Source organism: Methylorubrum sp. B1-46 (assembly GCF_021117295.1).
Lineage (GTDB): Bacteria > Pseudomonadota > Alphaproteobacteria > Rhizobiales > Beijerinckiaceae > Methylobacterium.
The window spans coordinates 1,687,597-1,705,163 of the sequence record NZ_CP088247.1 but is presented as its reverse complement, the minus strand read 5'-3'; the positions used below and the strand labels follow the sequence as shown (position 1 = coordinate 1,705,163).

The 17,567-nt window shown below is 69.6% G+C and carries 17 protein-coding genes; 13 read left to right on the top strand and 4 right to left on the bottom strand.

The annotated features are described in order from the left end of the window. Window positions 1–78: 78 nt before the first annotated feature. Entirely contained in the window at window positions 79–336 is a 258-nt protein-coding gene (locus LPC10_RS07990) for a type II toxin-antitoxin system Phd/YefM family antitoxin (RefSeq protein ID WP_231346217.1), read from the top strand. A 192-nt stretch (window positions 337–528) separates the two neighbouring features. On the opposite strand, the gene LPC10_RS07985 is transcribed toward LPC10_RS07990, so the two are convergent. Continuing rightward, the gene (locus LPC10_RS07985) at window positions 529–3,945 is read right to left on the bottom strand and encodes an acyl-[ACP]--phospholipid O-acyltransferase (RefSeq protein WP_231346216.1); all 3,417 of its coding nucleotides are present in this window, start codon (window positions 3,943–3,945) and stop codon (window positions 529–531) included. 281 nt (window positions 3,946–4,226) lie between these two features. Here LPC10_RS07985 and LPC10_RS07980 point away from each other — a divergent pair, with 281 nt between their 5' ends. From LPC10_RS07980 to hisG, 4 genes are all read left to right on the top strand, one after another. After that, complete coding sequence (locus LPC10_RS07980) at window positions 4,227–4,739, top strand: TetR/AcrR family transcriptional regulator (protein WP_231346990.1); 513 nt, start codon at window positions 4,227–4,229, stop codon at window positions 4,737–4,739. A gap of 316 nt (window positions 4,740–5,055) precedes the next feature. Then, window positions 5,056–5,943, top strand: coding sequence for a TIGR01459 family HAD-type hydrolase (locus LPC10_RS07975; protein WP_231346215.1), 888 nt, complete (start codon window positions 5,056–5,058; stop codon window positions 5,941–5,943). Window positions 5,944–6,049: 106 nt separating this feature from the next. Further along, window positions 6,050–7,204 carry an ATP phosphoribosyltransferase regulatory subunit gene (locus LPC10_RS07970; RefSeq protein ID WP_231346214.1) on the top strand — a complete coding sequence of 385 codons (1,155 nt, stop codon included), beginning with the start codon at window positions 6,050–6,052 and terminating at the stop codon, window positions 7,202–7,204. Further along, window positions 7,201–8,178 (top strand): ATP phosphoribosyltransferase, encoded by a 978-nt coding sequence (gene hisG, locus LPC10_RS07965; protein WP_231346213.1) that lies wholly within the window; start codon window positions 7,201–7,203, stop codon window positions 8,176–8,178. Before LPC10_RS07970 ends, hisG begins: the two co-directional genes overlap by 4 nt. 148 nt (window positions 8,179–8,326) lie before the next feature. On the opposite strand, the gene LPC10_RS07960 is transcribed toward hisG, so the two are convergent. The 3 genes from LPC10_RS07960 to hemE form a co-directional block, all read right to left on the bottom strand. Further along, a complete protein-coding gene (locus tag LPC10_RS07960) occupies window positions 8,327–8,668 on the bottom strand; it encodes a lysozyme inhibitor LprI family protein (RefSeq protein WP_231346212.1) in 342 nt (113 codons plus the stop codon). Window positions 8,669–8,754: 86 nt separating this feature from the next. Further along, a complete protein-coding gene (hemJ, locus tag LPC10_RS07955; RefSeq protein WP_231346211.1) occupies window positions 8,755–9,195 on the bottom strand; it encodes a protoporphyrinogen oxidase HemJ in 441 nt (146 codons plus the stop codon). A gap of 40 nt (window positions 9,196–9,235) precedes the next feature. Continuing rightward, window positions 9,236–10,336, bottom strand: a complete 1,101-nt coding sequence (gene hemE, locus LPC10_RS07950; protein WP_231346210.1) for a uroporphyrinogen decarboxylase — start codon at window positions 10,334–10,336, stop codon at window positions 9,236–9,238. A gap of 675 nt (window positions 10,337–11,011) precedes the next feature. On the opposite strand from hemE, the gene LPC10_RS07945 reads away from it, so the two are divergent. From LPC10_RS07945 to LPC10_RS07910, 8 genes are all read left to right on the top strand, one after another. Next, window positions 11,012–11,842 carry a pyruvate, water dikinase regulatory protein gene (locus LPC10_RS07945; protein WP_108939478.1) on the top strand — a complete coding sequence of 277 codons (831 nt, stop codon included), beginning with the start codon at window positions 11,012–11,014 and terminating at the stop codon, window positions 11,840–11,842. 10 nt (window positions 11,843–11,852) lie between these two features. Further along, window positions 11,853–12,989, top strand: coding sequence for a DUF563 domain-containing protein (locus tag LPC10_RS07940; RefSeq protein ID WP_231346209.1), 1,137 nt, complete (start codon window positions 11,853–11,855; stop codon window positions 12,987–12,989). Between the two features lie 19 nt (window positions 12,990–13,008). Next, entirely contained in the window at window positions 13,009–13,623 is a 615-nt protein-coding gene (locus tag LPC10_RS07935; protein WP_231346208.1) for a nucleoside triphosphate pyrophosphatase, read from the top strand. A 14-nt stretch (window positions 13,624–13,637) separates the two neighbouring features. Next, on the top strand, window positions 13,638–14,639 hold the full coding sequence (locus LPC10_RS07930) for a cation diffusion facilitator family transporter (protein WP_231346207.1): 1,002 nt from the start codon (window positions 13,638–13,640) through the stop codon (window positions 14,637–14,639). Between the two features lie 28 nt (window positions 14,640–14,667). After that, window positions 14,668–15,504, top strand: coding sequence for a shikimate dehydrogenase (locus LPC10_RS07925; protein ID WP_231346206.1), 837 nt, complete (start codon window positions 14,668–14,670; stop codon window positions 15,502–15,504). Further along, window positions 15,501–16,121, top strand: a complete 621-nt coding sequence (coaE, locus tag LPC10_RS07920; protein ID WP_231346205.1) for a dephospho-CoA kinase — start codon at window positions 15,501–15,503, stop codon at window positions 16,119–16,121. Before LPC10_RS07925 ends, coaE begins: the two co-directional genes overlap by 4 nt. A 71-nt stretch (window positions 16,122–16,192) precedes the next feature. After that, window positions 16,193–16,903: a DNA polymerase III subunit epsilon gene (gene dnaQ, locus LPC10_RS07915; RefSeq protein ID WP_231346204.1), complete on the top strand. Its 711-nt coding sequence runs from the start codon at window positions 16,193–16,195 to the stop codon at window positions 16,901–16,903. 202 nt (window positions 16,904–17,105) lie between these two features. Continuing rightward, the gene (locus LPC10_RS07910; RefSeq protein ID WP_231346989.1) at window positions 17,106–17,555 is read left to right on the top strand and encodes a CopG family transcriptional regulator; all 450 of its coding nucleotides are present in this window, start codon (window positions 17,106–17,108) and stop codon (window positions 17,553–17,555) included. Window positions 17,556–17,567: the final 12 nt, after the last annotated feature.

The following is a 17,567-nucleotide window of genomic DNA, read 5'->3' as shown; positions in this document are numbered from 1 at the left end:
GGCCGAGGATAGGGTCAAGAATGGTTTAAGTTCGACTTCCGTGCGGTCGAGACCGGAGCGCTGCGACAGGAGGAGCCAATGCGCGTTTCCGTGGCGGATGCCGAGGATCGGTTACGGGATCTTGTTCGGCGCGCCCAAGCGGGCGAGACCATCGTCCTCACGCGGGAGGGGCAGCCCGTCGCACGTATCGAACCGATCCAGCCTGCGCCGGATCGCCGAGCACGGCGGGCCGTGCTGGACGAGGCTCGGCGTTCCGCCGCCGTGACAACGCTCGCTGGACCGGACGGTGGCCGCAGCCAGGATTTCCTCTACGGCGAAGACGGATTGCCGCTATGACCGAGTGGTCACTGCGCGAAGGATGAGCAGAGGCCGCTTCCTGTCCTCACCCTCAGCCTGAGGTGGCAGCGCGAAACGTCGCTCTTGAAGGATCATCCCGAAATCGCGCGGGATCCGGAAGATCCTTCGAGGCCGCTCCGGCAGCCTCTCAGGATGAGAGGAGCGAAGGGGAGCGGCCGCGCATCCCGATTCTCACGCGGCTTCCGCCGTCGCCGCCCGCTCCCGCGCGAGCTTCGTCACGCTTACCTGATCGATCTTGCCGGTGCCGAGCATCGGCAGCGCCTCGACGACGACCACCTCGGCGGGAATGGCGACGTCGGCCGCGCCTCGGCCCTTGGCGTGGCTCTGGTAGGCGGCCCGCGTCGCGCCTTTGGCCTCAGTGAACAGGATCAGGCGCTCGCCCTTGCGGGCATCGGGCACGGCGGCCACCGCGCTCGGCGTGTCGGGCCAGAGTTCGGAGGCGAGCGCCTCGACGCTGGCCAGCGACACCATCTCGCCGGCGATCTTGGCGAAGCGCTTGGCCCGGCCCTTGATCGTGACGAAGCCGTCGGCGTCGAAGGCGACGATGTCGCCGGTGTCGTACCAGCCGTCAGGCGGCGGCTCGAGCACGCCGGGATTCTCCGCGCGCAGGTAGCCGAGCATGATGTTGGGGCCGCGCACCGCGAGGCGTCCGCCCTCGTCGATACCGGGCACTGGTTCGAGCCGCGACTCGATCCCCGGCAGCAGCCGGCCGACGGTGCCGAAGCGGTTGAACATCGGCGTGTTGAGGGCAAGCACCGGCCCGCACTCGGTGACGCCGTAGCCCTCCAGGATGCGAAGGCCGAACTTTTCCGCCCAAGTCTTGCGGGTCGCCTGCTTCACCGGCTCGGCGCCGGCCACGACGTAGCGGAGGCTCCGCAGGTCGTAGGAATGGGCCATCTTGGCGTAGCCGGTGAGGAAGGTGTCGGTGCCGAACAGGACCGTGGCGTTGGTGCCGTAGATGAGTTCGGGCACGATCCGGTAGTGCAGCGGCGACGGATAGAGGTAGACCGGCACGCCCGAGATCAGCGGCAGCACCAGCCCCGCCGTCAGCCCGAAGGCGTGGAAGACCGGCAGCACGTTGAACACCTTGTCGCGCGGCCCGAAATCGATGCGGGCGGCGACCTGCGCCGTGTTGGCGAGCATCGCCCGGTTGGCGAGCACCACGCCCTTCGGCGTGCCCTCCGAGCCTGAGGTGAACAGGATCGCCGCTGGGTCGGTCCCTTTTCGCGCGACGAGCGGCCGCCGGGGGCTCAAGAAACCGCGGATCTTGTCGCCCGTGGTGACACCCGCCCGCACGTCCTCCAGGTAGATCAGGCGGATCGTCCCCTGGACGCCCTCGATCAGGGTGCCGAGGCGCCCCTTCTCAATGAAGGCGCGCGAGGTGAGGATGGTGTCGACCTGCGCCGCCCGGCAGGCCGAGAGCACCGCGGCGGGGCCGGCGGAGAAGTTGATCATCGCCGGCACGCGGCCGGCGCTGGCCAGCGCGAAGAACGTCACCGCCGCGCCGTTGGCGTTGGGCAGCATCAACCCGACCGGCTTCTTCGCATCCGGCAGCAGCGCCTGGAGCTTGCGGCCGAGGATGTTGGCGCCCATCACGAGGCGCGCATAGCTCATCGTGCCCGTCACCGGATCTTCCAGCGCCGTGCGCCGCCAGCCGTGGAGCTGGCCCGCCTCGATCAGCGCGGAGAAGACGCCGCGCTCGATATCGGCAGTCTCGAACACGAGGTCCGACATGATGTCGTAGAGCGCGGCACCGGCGGCGCGACGGCGGTTCTTGCCCTTGAGTTCTGGATCGACGTGGAGGCGCACCGGCGGCATGATCGTCACCGTCACCTTCGGCCACCACGCGCGGCGGACCTGATCGCGCTTCAGGCGCGAGAAGATCGTGCGCTCCGGCCCATCGATCTTCACCGGCACGACCATGGCGCCGGACTTGTCGGCGATGAGCCCCGCGCCGTCATAGACCTTCATCAGGCTGCCGGTGACGGTGAGCCGGCCCTCGGGGAAGATGATCAGCGTCTCGCCACTCTTGACCGCGTTGATCAGCGTGCGGGTGGCGAGCGGCCGCGTCGGGTCGAGCGGCATCGCCTTCGTCACCTTGAGGAACGGCTTCACCCACCAGCGCTGCGCGATGCCGTGATCGATGGCGAAGACCGGCTCCTGGTCGAGGAGCGAGAGCGCCAGCGGCGCGTCGAGGAAGGAGACGTGGTTGAGGGCGATGATCGCGTTCGGGCCCGCCTTCTCGACATTCTCCAGGCCCTTCACCTCCAGGCGGTAGAAGGCACGGAACAGGATCGAGAGGGCGTCGCGCAGGGGGTTCGTCGGCAGGGTCACGAGGATCACCGCGCCGACGATCAGGTTGAGCACCGCCACGAGGCCGAGAAGCTGGGCCATGCTGAGGCCCAGGCCCTGGAGCACGGCGAGGGCGAGCGTTCCGCCGACCATGAAGGCGGCGGTGAGCACGTTGACCGCGCCGATGACGCGGGCGCGCTTGGCCTTCTCGGTCCAGGCCTGCACGGCGGCAAACGAGGGCACGACGTAGAGCCCGCCGGCCACGGCGATCCCGAAGAAGTCGGTGGCGATGCGCAGGCCGTGGCCGCTGGTGATGAAAGCGAGCGCACCGATCGGCTCGCCCGCGGGCGGGGGCAGGTGCGAGACCGTCCAGGCGAGATCGAGTCCGAACAGGCCCATCAGCACCGCGCCGACCGGCGTCGGCAGCAGCACGATGCGCCCGCTGGCCAGCCACGATGCGAGGCCGGAGCCGACCGCGATGCCGACGGAGAAGATCGCCAGCAGGGTGGTGGCGACGATCTCGGTGCCGTTCAGGGTCTGGCGCACCAGCACCGGCAGCAGCGAGAGGATGACGACGCCGACGAGCCAGAACCAGCTCACGATCACCGAGCCGCGCCACAGCCGCGTGTCGGACCACAGATCGCGCAGGAGCTCGGCGGTGGAGCGGGCGACGTTGCGGTCGACGTGGAGATCCGGCGCGCCCTCGCCGGTGGCCGGGATCATCCGCGCGGCGAGCCAGCACAGGACCGCCATGCCCATCAGCCCGGCACCGAGCCCGAGCGCGTGGCCCCCCATCGCCATGGCAAGCCCGGCGGTGATGGTACCGAGCAGGATGGCCAGGAAGGTCGCGGCCTCGACCAGCGCGTTGCCGGCGGTCAGCTCCTCGCGCTTCAGGTGGTCGGGCAGGATGCCGTACTTGATCGGCCCGAACAGCGCCGCGATGATTCCGAACAGGCCGAGCGCCCCGAACAGCAGCGGCACCGAGTGCAGCCAGAAGCCGAGCACCGAGAGCAGGGCCGCGAAGATCTCTGCGAACTTCAGCCGCTTGGCCAGCAGCGCCTTGTCGTAGCGGTCGGCCATCTGACCGCCGAGGCCCGAGAGGATGAAGAACGGGCCGATGAACACCGCGCTGGCCAGCGTCACCAGCACCCCGCCCGAACTCTCGCCCTGGGCGCTGACCTGGAACAGGATCAGCAGGGCGAGCGCGTTCTTGAGGAAATTGTCATTGAAGGCGGAGAAGAACTGGCACCAGAACAGCGGCGCGAAGCGTCGCGTCGTCATCAGTGTGCGGAACATCGTGGTCTCTCCCGGCTCCGGGCATGACTGCCTGCCGACGGCTTAGGCGTCAAATCCGCTTTTTGCACGGTGTTCAAATTAAACGGGGCCGAAAGCCGCGCAAGCTTGATTTTGAACATCGTGCAATCTAACCCCGACGTCGGGTGCGGGCCCGCACGGTGGCGAGTGCCCCCAAGCAGCGAGGCGTTGAATTGGCGGGAAAGACGCGCGGCACCGGTCCGAGGGGCGAGCACGATCGCGAGGGCTTCATCGCTCTCGTGGCGGGCACGGCGGAGAGCCTCGTGCGCAACGAGGGCTTTCGCGCGCTCGGCATGCGGCGGCTGGCGGCGGCGATCGGCTACGCGCCGAACTCGATCTACAACGCCGTGGGCGACCTCGATCAGGTGGTGCTGCGTGTCAATGCCCGCACGCTCGCCCGCCTGCACGCGGCCCTGGAGGCGGTGATCGATCCGAAACGGGCGGCACGGGACAACGCTTTGGCGCTGGCCGACGCCTACCTCGTCTTCGTCGCCGCCGACCCGCGGGTCTGGAGCCTGCTGTTCGAGCACCTCGCCGCACCGGATCAGCCGTTTCCGGACTGGTACGCCGCCGCCCTGGCCGAGCCGGTCGGGCTCGTGGACAGGGTTCTGGCACCGCTGATCGCCGAACCGGACGAGCGCCGCCGGGCGGTGGCCGCCCTCTGGGCCGCCCTGCACGGGCTCGCCTCGCTCTCGACCTCGCGCAAGCTCGCCGTGCTCACCCCCGATCCACCGCGGGATCTGGCGCGGCTGCTGGTGGGGCGATTTTTGGGGTGATCTTTTTCTGCAATCCCGTTGGGAGGGGGTTGCGAACTCAGGTCAGCGACATGGGCGATCTGGACGTGGCGCCCAGGATGCCTGACGCGCGTCATTCCGGGGCGCTGATAAGCGAACCCGGAATCCATGACTGGCCTCGACCCCATGCTTCCGCGCCGCATCACGGGTGGATTCCGGGTTCCGCTCTGCGGCTCCGGAATGACGGCGAAGTTGAACTGGGTTGCAACCCGGCCCTCTGCGGGGAAGGTTTACAGCCTTCAGCGGTCCGCAAACCCCGCTATAGAGCCCGCATTCTCACCGCCGACCGGACCCTTCGATGACTGCACCCTCCGTCCCGACGCTGCGCCACTTCGAGGCGGTGGCCGAGCGCTACGACCTGATCCTGTGTGACGTGTGGGGTGTGCTGCATGACGGAACCCGCGGCCACGTCGCGGCCGGCGAGGCGCTGATCCGCTTCCGGGGGCTGCCCGGCCCACGCCCGCGCCGCGTGATCCTGGTCTCGAACGCCCCCCGACCGTGGCAGGGCGTGCAGAAAATCTTGGACGGCTACGGCGTTCCGCGGGAAGCCTACGACGCGATCCTCACCTCCGGCGACCTGACGCGGCGGCTGATCGCCGAGCATCCGGGCGAGCGGGTGTATCACTTGGGGCCGGAGCGCGACGCGCCGGTCTTCGACGGCCTCGACCTCACCCTGGTCTCGGCCGACGACGCCCAGCGCATCGTCTGCACCGGCCTGTTCGACGATGATACGGAGACGGCGGAAGATTACCGCGAAGCACTGGCGGCGTTCCGTCGCCGAAACGTGCCGATGATCTGCGCCAACCCCGATCTCGTGGTCGAGCGCGACAAGAAGCTGATCCCCTGCGCCGGCCTGATCGCCCAGGCCTACGAGGCCATCGGTGGGTCGGTCGTCTACGCGGGCAAGCCCTACCGGCCGGTCTACGAGACGGCGCTCGCCATGGCCGGCGAGCTCGATCGCATGCCTGCGCCCGAGGTGGGCCGCACCGTGGCGGTGGGCGACGCGATCCGCACCGACATCGCCGGCGCCGCCGGCTACGGCATCCCGGCGATCCTGGTGGCTCGCGGCATCCACGCGGAAGAACTCGGCGTGACGGCCGAGCACCACAGCCTCGGCGACATCGCCGAATGGCTCGGCCGCCAGCCCGTGCGGCCCGACGCGGTGATCGAGCGTCTGGTGTGGTAGGCGAAGCGGCCCTTACGCAGTCCGATCCGCTCGGAAATGCCTCTCCACGGTCGCCAACCGGTGACGCGGTTGCTATGGGGGCCGAAATCAAGCTGGATCCGAGACGATGACGAGACCGGAGGCAGGTGGCCCGAGCGGGGCGGAGGCGTTGCGCCATGTGCGGCTGTCGGCGCATTTTTCCGCCTGCGGATACGTGCCCGCCTCGCCCCCCGTGCTGCAGCCGGTGGAGCCCTTCCTCGAATTGTCGGGCGAGGACATCCGGCGGCGCATCTTCGTGACGCAGGATGTGACCGGGGCCGAACTCTGCCTGCGGCCGGAATTCACGATTCCCGTCTGTCGCCTGCATCAGGCCACGCGGCCGGGTGAGAGCGCCGATTACAGCTATCTCGGCCCGGTCTTCCGGGTCGCCGCGGGCGAGCCCGACGAGTTCGTGCAGGGCGGCATCGAGTCGATCGGGCGCAGCGACACCCCGGCGGCGGATGCGGAGGTGCTCGGCCTTGCCCTCGAAGGGCTCGACCTGCTCGGGCGCGCCGACGTCGCGGTCCGGCTCGGCGATATGGGCCTGACCCATGCCTTCCTCGACGCGCTCGCCGTGCCGCCGGTCGCCAAGCGGCGGACCCTGCGGGCCATCGCCGCCGGGCGCTCCCTCGACGAAGTCGCCAACGCGGCGCAGACGGAAGATCGCCACGCCGGCCTCCTCGCGGCGATCCAGGGCCAGGATGCCGGCGCCGTGCGCGCCTTCGTCGAGGACGTGCTGTCGATCGCCGGCATCTCGCAGGTCGGCGGGCGCAGCGCCGGGGCCATCGCCGAGCGCTTCCTCGCCAAAGCATCGGCGCAGGCACACGGAGGTGCCGGCCTCAACGCGGGCAACCGCGAGATGATCGAGCGCTACTGCGCGATCTCCGGCGATCCCGACGCCGCGGCGGCGGCGGTGCGGGCGCTCGCCCGCGAGGCGGGGCTGGCCCACGAGGGGCTGGAGGCCGCACTCGCCCTGTTCGAGGAGCGCACCGGCTTCATGGCCGCGCGGGGCCTGGCGGTCGAGCGCTTCCGCTTCAGCGGCGGGTTCGCGCGCAACCTCGACTATTATACCGGCTTCATCTTCGAGGTGACCGGTGCGCGCGGAGGGCCGACGCTGGTCGGCGGCGGTCGCTACGACGGTCTGCTGCAGCAGCTCGGCAGTCCGGTGCCGCTGCCGGCGGTGGGCTGCGCGTTCTGGCTGTCGCGCTGTACGGACGGAAGCGCTGAAGGAGGTGTCGCGTGACCGATGGGCCCCTCGTCCTCGCCGTCCCCTCCAAGGGCCGGCTGCAGGAGAATGCCAGCGCCTTCTTCTCCCGCGCCGGGCTCAAGCTCGTGCAGAAGGCGGGCGGGCGCGAGTATCGCGGCACGCTCGCGGGCCTGCCCGGCGTCGAGGTGCGCTACCTCTCGGCCTCCGAGATCGCCGGCCAGCTCGCCAGCGGCGCCGCCCATCTCGGCGTCACCGGCGAGGATCTGATCCGCGAGATGCTGCCCGACCCAGGCGCAAGCGTCGAACTTTTGACGCCGCTCGGCTTCGGCCATGCCAGCGTGGTGGTGGCGGTGCCCCAGGCCTGGATCGACGTGCGGGCCATGAGCGACCTCGACGAGGTCGCCAGCGAGATGCGCCTGCGCCAGGGCCGGCGGATGCGCATCGCCACCAAATACGTGAACCTGACGCGCCGTCACTTCGCGGAAGCCGGGATTGCCGATTACCGCATCGTCGAGAGCCTGGGAGCGACCGAGGGTGCGCCGGCCGCGGGCTCGGCGGAGATCATCGTCGACATCACCACCACCGGCACCACCCTCGCGGCCAACGCGCTGAAGGTTCTGGACGACGGGGTGATGCTGCGCTCGGAGGCCAACCTCGTCGCCTCGCTGAAGGCGCCCTGGGGCGAGACCGCGCGGGCCGCCTTGCGCACCGTGCTCGGCCGGATCGCGGCCGAGGAACGCGCCCGCACCACCCGTGAAGTGCGCGCCGGCCTGCCCGAGACCGGCGGGATCGATCTGGCGACCATCGCCGGCCTGCACGAGGCGGAGTTGCCCTACGGCGCCCCGCGCGGCGCCGACGGCGAGATCGTGATGCGCTGTCCCGTGGACGCGGTGTTCGACCTCTCCGACGCCCTGGTCCAGGCCGGGGCGCGGGCGGTGACGGTGCGGCGGATCGATTACGCCTTCGCGGCGGAGAACCCGCTGGCGGAGCGGTTGCTGGCGCGGTTGTGAGAGAGGCACCCCCACCCACGACCTCATCCTGAGGTGCCGACGCGCAGCGTCGGCCTCGAAGGATCCTCCAGGGATCGCGCGGGATCTGGAAGATCCTTCGAGGCCGCTTCGCGGCACCTCAGGATGAGGGGTTTGGTGGGAAAGCGCCCTACTGCCCGCCCTGCTTGGCGAATTCCGACAGCACGCCCCGCAGCACCTTGAGCCGTCCCTCGTAGGCCGCGGTGAGACAGGCGACGTCGGTGCCGCAGGCGCGGCGGTCCTTGAGCCACGCCTCCTGATCGTCCTGCATCTTTGTGCGGTTGCCCATCGGCAGCAGGTCTTTGAGGATGTCGAAGCGCACCGCCATCTCGACGTCGAGATCGTTGAGGGCGCGGGTGTCGCAGACCGTCTTCTCGTCGGGCGTCTCGGCCTTGGCGCAGGGAAAGCTCGCCGCCGCCGCAGGGGAGGCCGCGGCGAGGCTCAAGGCGAGGGCGAGAAACAGGCTACGCATCGGACAAGCTCCATCGCGGGCAACGGCCACGCTTTGCCCTTCCAACGGCCCGTTCCCGTCCCGGTGCCCGCCTCTGCGAAAAAGAATCAGCTCCAGGGCTTCACGATCGCGAGGATGACGATGCCGATCATCAGGAGCGTCGGCACCTCGTTGATGACCCGGTAGAAGCGCTGGCTCCGGGTGTTGCGGTCGGCGGCGAAGTCCTTGACCGTGCGGGCGAGGAAACCGTGCACGCCGCTCATCGCCAGCACCAGGGCGAACTTCGCGTGCAGCCAGGGCGCGGCGTAGTAGCCGCTCTGCCACGCGAGCCAGAGCCCGAGGACCCACGTGACGATCATGGCCGGCGTCATGATCGCCTTCAGCAGGCGCCGCTCCATGACCTTGAAGGTCTCGGACTGCACCCGCGAGCCGGCGGGCAGCGCCGCGTGATAGACGAACAGGCGCGGCAGGTAGAGCATCGCCGCCATCCAGGCGATCACCGCGATGACGTGGAAGGCCTTGATCCAGGGGTACAGGGTCTCGAGCACCGGCTGAGAAACTCCTCGATACGCAACGCGAAAAGAACGGTCAGCGGCCGGCCCGGAGGCGGGCCAGCATCTGCTCGACATGGGCGATCGGCGTCTGCGGGGTGATGCCGTGGCCGAGGTTGAAGATGTGCGGCAGGCCTGCGGTCGCCTCCAGGATGGCGTCCACGGCCGCGTCCAGAGCCCGCCCGCCCTCGATCAGCGTCTCGGGGTGGAGGTTGCCCTGCGTCACCGTCGAGGCCGGCACACGGGCCCGCAGGGCCGCCAGATCGACACCCCAATCGACGCCGACGGCACTCGCGCCGGTCTCAGGCACGACGCGGGCATGGCCCTCCAGCCCCGATCCCTTGGCGAAGACGATGATCTTGGCGTCCGGCACCTGCGCGCGGACGCCCTGGACCATCCGCGCGATCGGCCCGAGCGAGAAGCGCTTGAGGGCGTCGCCGTCGGAGGAGTCCGGCAGCACGCCGGCTTTTTGCTCGAGAGCCGGCAGCACGCCGGCATGCGACTCGAAGATCTGCACCGCGTCGGCGCCGGCGCGGAGCTGTCGCACGAGATACTCGGTCTGGACGGCGACAAGCCGGTCGAGCAGCGCGTCGAGCAGCGCCGGGTCGGAGGCCGCCAGCGCGCGGGCCGGGGCGAGATCCACCGTGCCGCGCCCGCCGATCATGTAGCTCGCCACGGTCCAGGGCGCACCGCAGAAGCCGAGCAGCGTGGTCTCGTTCGGGAGGGCACCCCGAATGCGCTCCACCGCCTCGAAGACCGGGGCCAGATGCGAGAAGATCGCCGGGTCGCCGGCCTCGCGCAGCCGCTCGAACTGCGCTCTGCCCTGCAGCGCGTCGAGGCGCGGGCCCTCGCCCTCGACGAAGCGCACGTCCTGGCCGAGCGCGTGGGGGATGACGAGGATGTCGGAGAACAGGATCGACGCCTCGAAGCCGAAGCGGCGGATCGGCTGGAGCGTCACCTCGGTGGCGAAGGCCGGGTTGTAGCAGAGATCGAGGAAGGAGCCGGCCTCCGCCCGCGTCGCCCGATATTCCGGCAGGTAGCGGCCGGCTTGGCGCATCATCCAGGCCGGGGGCGGGGAGATCGCCTCTCCCGACATCACCCGCAGCACCGGCCTGTCCGCCGTCCTTGCCTCCGCCATGCCTGAAGCCCGCATCCTGCCTGGTTGCCGTTCGGGGGAGTCCGGAGAGGTCGCGACCGCGCCATCCCCACCCCGGCCCTACTCAAAGAAAGAGAGATTCTAGAATCTCTGTTTTTTCTCTTGGACGTTGGATCGTGATGTCGCAAGCGCGTCCACAGGCCCTCCCCACAGCCGCGGCGTTAATCGCCTCTTAACGGATTGGATCTAATGTCCACGATAGGCCAAGCTCAGCAGAGGCTTGCGTGGGCCTGCATGCCCTGATGGCCGCCTCGGTCCCGGATTCTCCCAATCCGGCGACTCCAACATGTGCTCGCGGTCGGCATGTTGAGGGCGGAGTCGACGGTTTTCGGGACAACTGGCCGCCGCGTGTCCAAAGGGCCCGATTTTCCCCACTTGTCGACTCCCTGGACGCGGGCTGGGGATGGTACGGCGGTAGCGGGACCTCAAATATCTGAAAACACAGCGGAATGCGCAGCGACGGTGCGACTTTGACCGATGGCGCGACGATGCTCGAAACGGTCTCCTCGGGCTCCATCCCCTCGTGAGGATCCCGAAGCCCGTCGGCGGACAAACGGCAATTCGGCGTCGCGCTTGTCAGAGAAAATGCTCTAAGCATCTCCAGGGGCGGCCAAGTCGTCCCTGTGACCGACGCGTCATGGCAGAGACGGGCCGACGATGAGCCGCAGCTACTTTCATCTCCACCTCGTCTCGGATTCCACCGGCGAGACGCTGATCAATGTCGGGCGCGCCGCGGCGGTGCAGTACGAGGGCATCTCGGCGATCGAGCACGTCTACCCGCTGGTGCGCTCGGGCGCGCAGCTCGAACGGGTGATTTCCGAGATCAAGGCGGCGCCGGGCCTCGTGCTCTATACCCTCGTCGGCCACGAGCTGATCGAGCGCCTGGAGGAGGCCTGCCGCGAGACCGGCTCGCCGACGCTCAACGTGCTCCAGCCGGTGCACGCGCTGCTGCGCTCCTATCTCGGCGCGACCTCGACCGAGCGGCCGGGCGCGCAGCACATGCTCAACGCCGAGTATTTCAAGCGCATCGACGCGATGAACTTCACGCTGGCCCACGATGACGGGGCGCTGCCCGACGACCTCGACGAGGCCGACGTGCTGCTGATCGGCGTCAGCCGCACCTCGAAGACGCCGACCTCGATCTATCTCGCCAATCGCGGCCTCAAGACCGCCAATCTCCCCCTGGTGCCGTCGATGCCGCTGCCGCCGAGCTTCGAGCGGGCGAGGAAGGTGCTGATCGTCGGGCTGATCGCCAGCCCGGAGCGGATCGTGCAGATCCGCCAGAACCGGCTCCTGAGCCTCAAGGCCGATGAGAATTCGGCCTATGTCGATCGGGAATCGGTCGCCGACGAGATCGCCGCCTCGCGCCGGCTCTGCGCCAAGTACCGCTGGCCGACCATCGACGTGACCCGCCGCTCGATCGAGGAGACGGCGGCCGCGATCCTCGATCTCTACCGAGAGCACCGCCTCAAGTTCATCGCGACCTGAAGGCGGGGCCATGGAAGACGCGGGCTTTCCCGCGGCCGATCTGCGCGAGACCGTCGAGGCCGGGCGCGGGCGCTGCACCGATCTCAGCCTGTCCTACCGGGACTGGGCACCCCCGCCGGACCTGCTCGTCGGCGCGGTGACGCCGACGCTGCTGCGCGTCTACCACGAGCAGACCACGGTGCTCGGCACGAGCCTCTACGAAGTGCCGGGCGCCGAGGTGACGGAGGAGGGCGTCGTCCTTCTCGACGGCGTGTTCCAGTACGCCGCCCAGCTCAACATCTTTCCCGTCAATTTCGAGGGGCATTTCCGCGCCATCGCCGCGCGGCTCCCTGATCTGCGGCGGATCACCGTCGAGGAGCCGGTCGTGCTGCTGACCGGGATGGGTCACCAGATGTACGGCCACTGGCTGGTCGATTTCCTGCCCAAACTCTTCCTGCTCGACCGGGCCGGTCACGACATCACGCGTCTGCGCTACCTCCTCCCCGCCGACACGCCTGGTTTCGCCCGTACCTGGCTCGGTCTGCTCGGTGTCGGCGAGGACCGCCTCGTCGTCTACGACCGTGTCCGGGACTGCGTCGCCTGCCGCTCTCTGCTCGTGCCGACGGCGCTCCGCTTCGTCAGCCGCGCCTCGCCGCTGATGCGGCAGGCCCGCCGTTTCCTGCTCGACCGCGCGGCCCCCGATCTGCGCCGGCGGCCTTTTTGGCGACCCGGCCGCCGGCGCGAGACGCCGGGGACGGAGAAAATCCTAATCTCCCGCTCGGACAATGCCGATACGCGCAACCGGCGGACCCTGGCGGAGCGGGCCGATTTCGAGGCGAAGGCGATCGCCCGCGGCTTCACCCGCGTGCAGCCCGAGCGGCTGAGCGTGCCCGAGCAGATCGCCCTGTTCCGCTCGGCCGGCACGATCATCGGGGAATACGGGTCGGGGCTACACGGCTCGCTGTTCGCGAGCCCCGCCACCACCGTGGTGGCCCTGCGCGACAACGGGCTCGAACTCGGCTTCCTGCAAAGCTCGATCGACCACGCGCTCGGCCATGCCAGCGGCTACGTGATCGGCTCGGAGCGCTCGGAGGAGGGGTTCTTCTCCGTGGCGCCGCAGGATATCGACTTCCTGTTCGACTGGCTCGACTGGCGCGGCTTGCGCTGACGGAAATTTTTGGGTCCCCGTGAACGCCTCCCCGCTCTGGCTTGCCCCCGCACCGCTTCTTCTCGCCTCGGCGAGCGCCACTCGGCGCGACCTCCTGACGGGCGCCGGCCTGCCGGTGGAGACGGCGCCGGCGCGGATCGACGAGCGCGCGCTGGAGGCCGAGGGCGGCGAGCTCGTCCCGGCGGACCTGGCGCGGCGTCTCGCCCGCGCCAAGGCGGAGGAGGTGGCCGCCCGTCATCCCGGCCGCATCGTGATCGGCGCCGACCAAGTGCTCGAATGCGAGGGCCGGATCTTCCACAAGCCCGCCGATCTCAAGGCCGCGCACGCCCATCTCGCCCGGCTCCAGGGCCGGACCCACCAGCTTCATTCGGCGGTGGCGATCCTGCGCGACGGCAGGGCGGAGGACTTCGTGGAGACGGCGCGGCTGACTATGCGCCCCCTCGATGCGGAGGCCATCGACGCCTATCTGCGGCTCGCGGGCGTCGCGGTGACGACGTCGGTCGGCGCCTACCAGCTCGAGGGGCTCGGCATCCACCTGTTCGAGCGGGTCGAGGGCGACCATTCGACGATCCTCGGCCTGCCCCTAACGCCCCTTCTCGCGCGGCTGCGGGGCATGGGCCTGCTGGCATTCTGACACGGCGAGGGACGATGGACGACCATCGGCAGGGTCAGCGGCAAGGTCATCAGCACGATCACGCCCCTTCGGATCACGGACATGATCAGGCCGGGCACGGTCATGCCCACGCTCACGGACATGGGGGGCATGGTCACGCCCCCAAAAATTTCGGACCGGCCTTCGCCATCGGCATCGCGCTGAACCTCGGCTTCGTCGGGGTTGAGGCGTTCTACGGCTGGCTGTCGAACTCGATGGCGCTGGTGGCCGATGCCGGCCACAACCTCTCCGACGTGCTCGGCCTCGTTGCCGCCTGGATCGCCGCGGTCCTGGTCAAGCGCGCGCCCTCGGCCCGCTTCACCTACGGCCTGCGCGGTTCCTCGATCCTCGCCGCCCTGTTCAACGCAGTGGTGCTTCTGGTCGCCACCGGCGGCATCATCGTCGAGGCGGTGCAGCGCTTCCTCGAACCGGCGCCGGTCGCCGGCACCACGGTGATGGTGGTGGCCGGCATCGGCATTCTCATCAACGGCTTCACCGCTTGGCTGTTCGCCTCCGGCGCGAAGGGCGACATCAACATCCGCGGCGCCTACCTGCACATGGTCGCCGACGCGGCGGTCTCGGCCGGCGTGGTGCTCGCGGGTCTCGTCATCCTCGCCACCGGCTTCGACTGGCTCGACCCGCTGGTGAGCCTCGTCATCGCCGCGCTCATCATCGCCGCGACCTGGGGCCTGCTGCGCGACAGCGTGGCGATGGCGCTCGCCGCGGTGCCGCCGGGCATCGACCCGGAGGCGGTGCGCGCCTGTCTCGCCGCCCGCCCCGGCGTGCGCGGGCTGCACGACCTGCACATCTGGCCGATGAGCACCACCGAGCCGGCGCTCACCGCCCATCTCGTCGTCGCGGGCGAGGCGAACCATCCGCATTTCCTCAGGGAGACCGCGGACGAATTGCGGGTGCGCTTCGGGATCGGCCACGCCACCCTTCAGATCGAGATCGAGGGGCAGACCGCCTGCACGCTGCCGAAGGGCTGCGCCGCATGATGTCCCTCGACGTTTTCGGCAGGATTCCATGACCCTCAGGGCCTTCGTCGTCGGCCACCCGATCCGGCATTCCCGCTCGCCGCTGATCCACGGCCACTGGCTCGCCGAGCACGGGCTCGACGGCACTTACGAGCGCATCGACGTGGCGCCCGACGCCTTCGAGGTGTTCTTCCGCGGTCTGCCCGGTTCGGGCTTTGCCGGCGGCAACGTCACCATCCCGCACAAGGAGGCGGCCTACCGCCTCGCGGATTCGCTGACGCCGCGTGCGAAAAGAATCGGGGCGGTGAACACGCTGATCGTCGAGGGCGACCGCGTGCGCGGCGACAACACCGACGCGCCGGGCTTCATCGCCCATCTCGATCAGAGCCTCGGTGAGGGCTGGCCCGAGCGCATCGGCGGGACCGCCCTCGTGCTCGGCGCGGGCGGTGCGGCGCGGGCCATCGTCGTCGGGCTGGTGGAGCGGGGGCTCTCGGTCCGCGTCGCCAACCGCAGCCCCGAGCGGGCGCGGGCGCTGGCCGAACTCGACCCCGATCACGTCGCGGCGCTGGCCTGGGAGGCCGTGCCCGAGGCGCTCGCCGAGACCGGGCTCCTCGTCAACACCACCTCGCTCGGCATGGCCGGGCATCCGCCGCTCGCGCTCGACCTCACTCCGCTCCCGGACCGCGCGGCGGTGGCCGACATCGTCTACGTGCCGCTGGAGACGCCGCTTCTGGCCGCGGCGCGGGCGCGGGGGCTCGCGGCGGTCGACGGGCTCGGCATGCTGCTGCATCAGGCGGTGCCGGGCTTTGCCGCGTGGTTCGGCCTGCGCCCAGCGGTGACGCCGGCCCTGCGCCAAAAGATCGTCGCGGATCTCGCCGCGGCATGAGCGCGACCGACCCATCCCGCCGCCCCGTGGTGCTCGGCCTCACCGGCTCGATCGGCATGGGCAAATCGGCCACCGCGGCGATGTTTTCCGCCCGCGGCGTCCCGCTCCACGATTCGGACGCGGCGGTCCACGCCCTCTATGGACCGGGCGGCGCCGCAGCGCGGGCGATCGGCGACGCCTTTCCCGGCACCCTGACGCCGGAGGGCGGTGTCGACCGGCCGGCGCTGCGCGCAGCGGTGCTCGGAAATTCCGAAAAGCTCGCGCGGCTGGAGGCGATCGTGCATCCGCTGGTCCGCGACGTGAGCCGCGCCTTCCTCGCTCGCCACGCGGACGCGCCGCTCGTCGTCCTCGACATCCCGCTCCTGTTCGAGACCGGGGCCGAGGCCCGCTGCGACGCCGTCCTCGTCGTCACCGCGCCGCCGGAGGTTCAGCGCGCCCGCGTGCTCGCCCGTCCCGGCATGACCGAGGCGGCGTTCGAGGCAATCCGCGCCAAGCAGATGCCGGATGCCGAGAAGCGGGCGCGGGCAGACTTTCTGATCGATACGAGCCGCGGGTTCGGCCACGCGGAAGCCGAGGTGGGGCGGATCGTCGAGGAACTGGCCAGCCGAACCCGCTGACGGGCGCCGCCAGTTAACGCATCCTTGGCGACCCGCACGCAGGCTGTTTCCCTGCATCGGATCGGAAAAACATGCTGCGCGAGATCGTCCTCGATACCGAGACCACCGGCACGGATGCCAAGAATGGCGATCGGCTGATCGAGATCGGCTGCGTCGAGCTGATCAACCACGTCCAGACCGGCAAATTCTATCACCAGCTCATCAACCCGCAGCGGGCGGTGTCCGAGGGGGCGTTCGCGGTCCACGGCATCTCGGATGCGATGCTCGCCGACAAGCCGGTCTTCGCCGATGTGGTCGATGCCTTCGTCGCCTTCTGCGGCGATGCGCGGCTGGTGATCCACAACGCGCCCTTCGACGTCGGCTTCCTCAACATGGAGTTCGCCCGGCTCGGGCCCGCCGCACCGAAGCCGATTCCGCTGGAGGACGTGGTCGATACCCTGCTGCTCGCCCGCCGCAAGCATCCGGGCGCGGCCAACAACCTCGACGCGCTGTGCAACCGCTACGGCGTCGACACCACCCGCCGGGTCAAGCACGGCGCGCTGCTCGACGCGCAGATCCTGGCCGAGGTCTACGTCGAAATCCTGGGAGGCAAGCAGACCAGCCTGGGGCTCAGCATCGCCGAACCCGCCGGAAGCGTGACGGTCGCGGCCTCGGCTGATTCGGGCCCGGCCGGACCGCGGCCGATGCGCAGCCGGCTCACCGAGGCGGAGCGCCTGCGGCATGGCAGCTTTGTCGAGAGCCTCGGAACAAACGCCGTCTGGCGGGAATACTTGGAGCCGTGAGGCGGCGTTCTGCCGTTACGCCTCGCTAAGTCGCTCTTCGAACGCACGCTTCCGCGTTGGATCGTCCGACGGTTCGCCAGGGACGATCGCCGACATCCCTCGAAGCCGACGCCGCCTCTTGCTGCAATGCAAAAAATTTTACCTTGCGATGCAGCATGAGCGTTCCCATACCATCCCTGTGGATGGCGCGGGGATGAGCGCGATGATGGATGGGATGCAGGCGAGCCGGCCCAAAGCCCCGATCGTGATGCGGGGCGGGGCGAGATCCGGCGACCATGAGAAGATCACGGTCAATCTCGGCTTCGTCGATCTCGGACATGTCGACCTGCTCGTCTCGGAAGGCGTTTACGCCAACCGCAGCGACTTCATCCGCACGGCGGTCCGCAATCAGATCGAGCGGCACGCCGACATCACCCGCCAATCGGTCGCCCGCAATCCGATCGAAGTCGGCCTGCGCCGCTATGGCCGGGCCGAACTGGAGACGGCGCGGGCGATGGGGACACGGCTCGACATCCGTGTCCTCGGCCTCGCCGTCATTGCCGACGACGTCCCCGCCGACCTCGCCAGCGCCGCGATCGCCTCGATCGAAGTGCTCGGCAGCCTCCAGGCCAGTCCCGCCGTGAAGCGGGCCCTGGCCGATCGCCTGCTCTGACCCCGGACAACC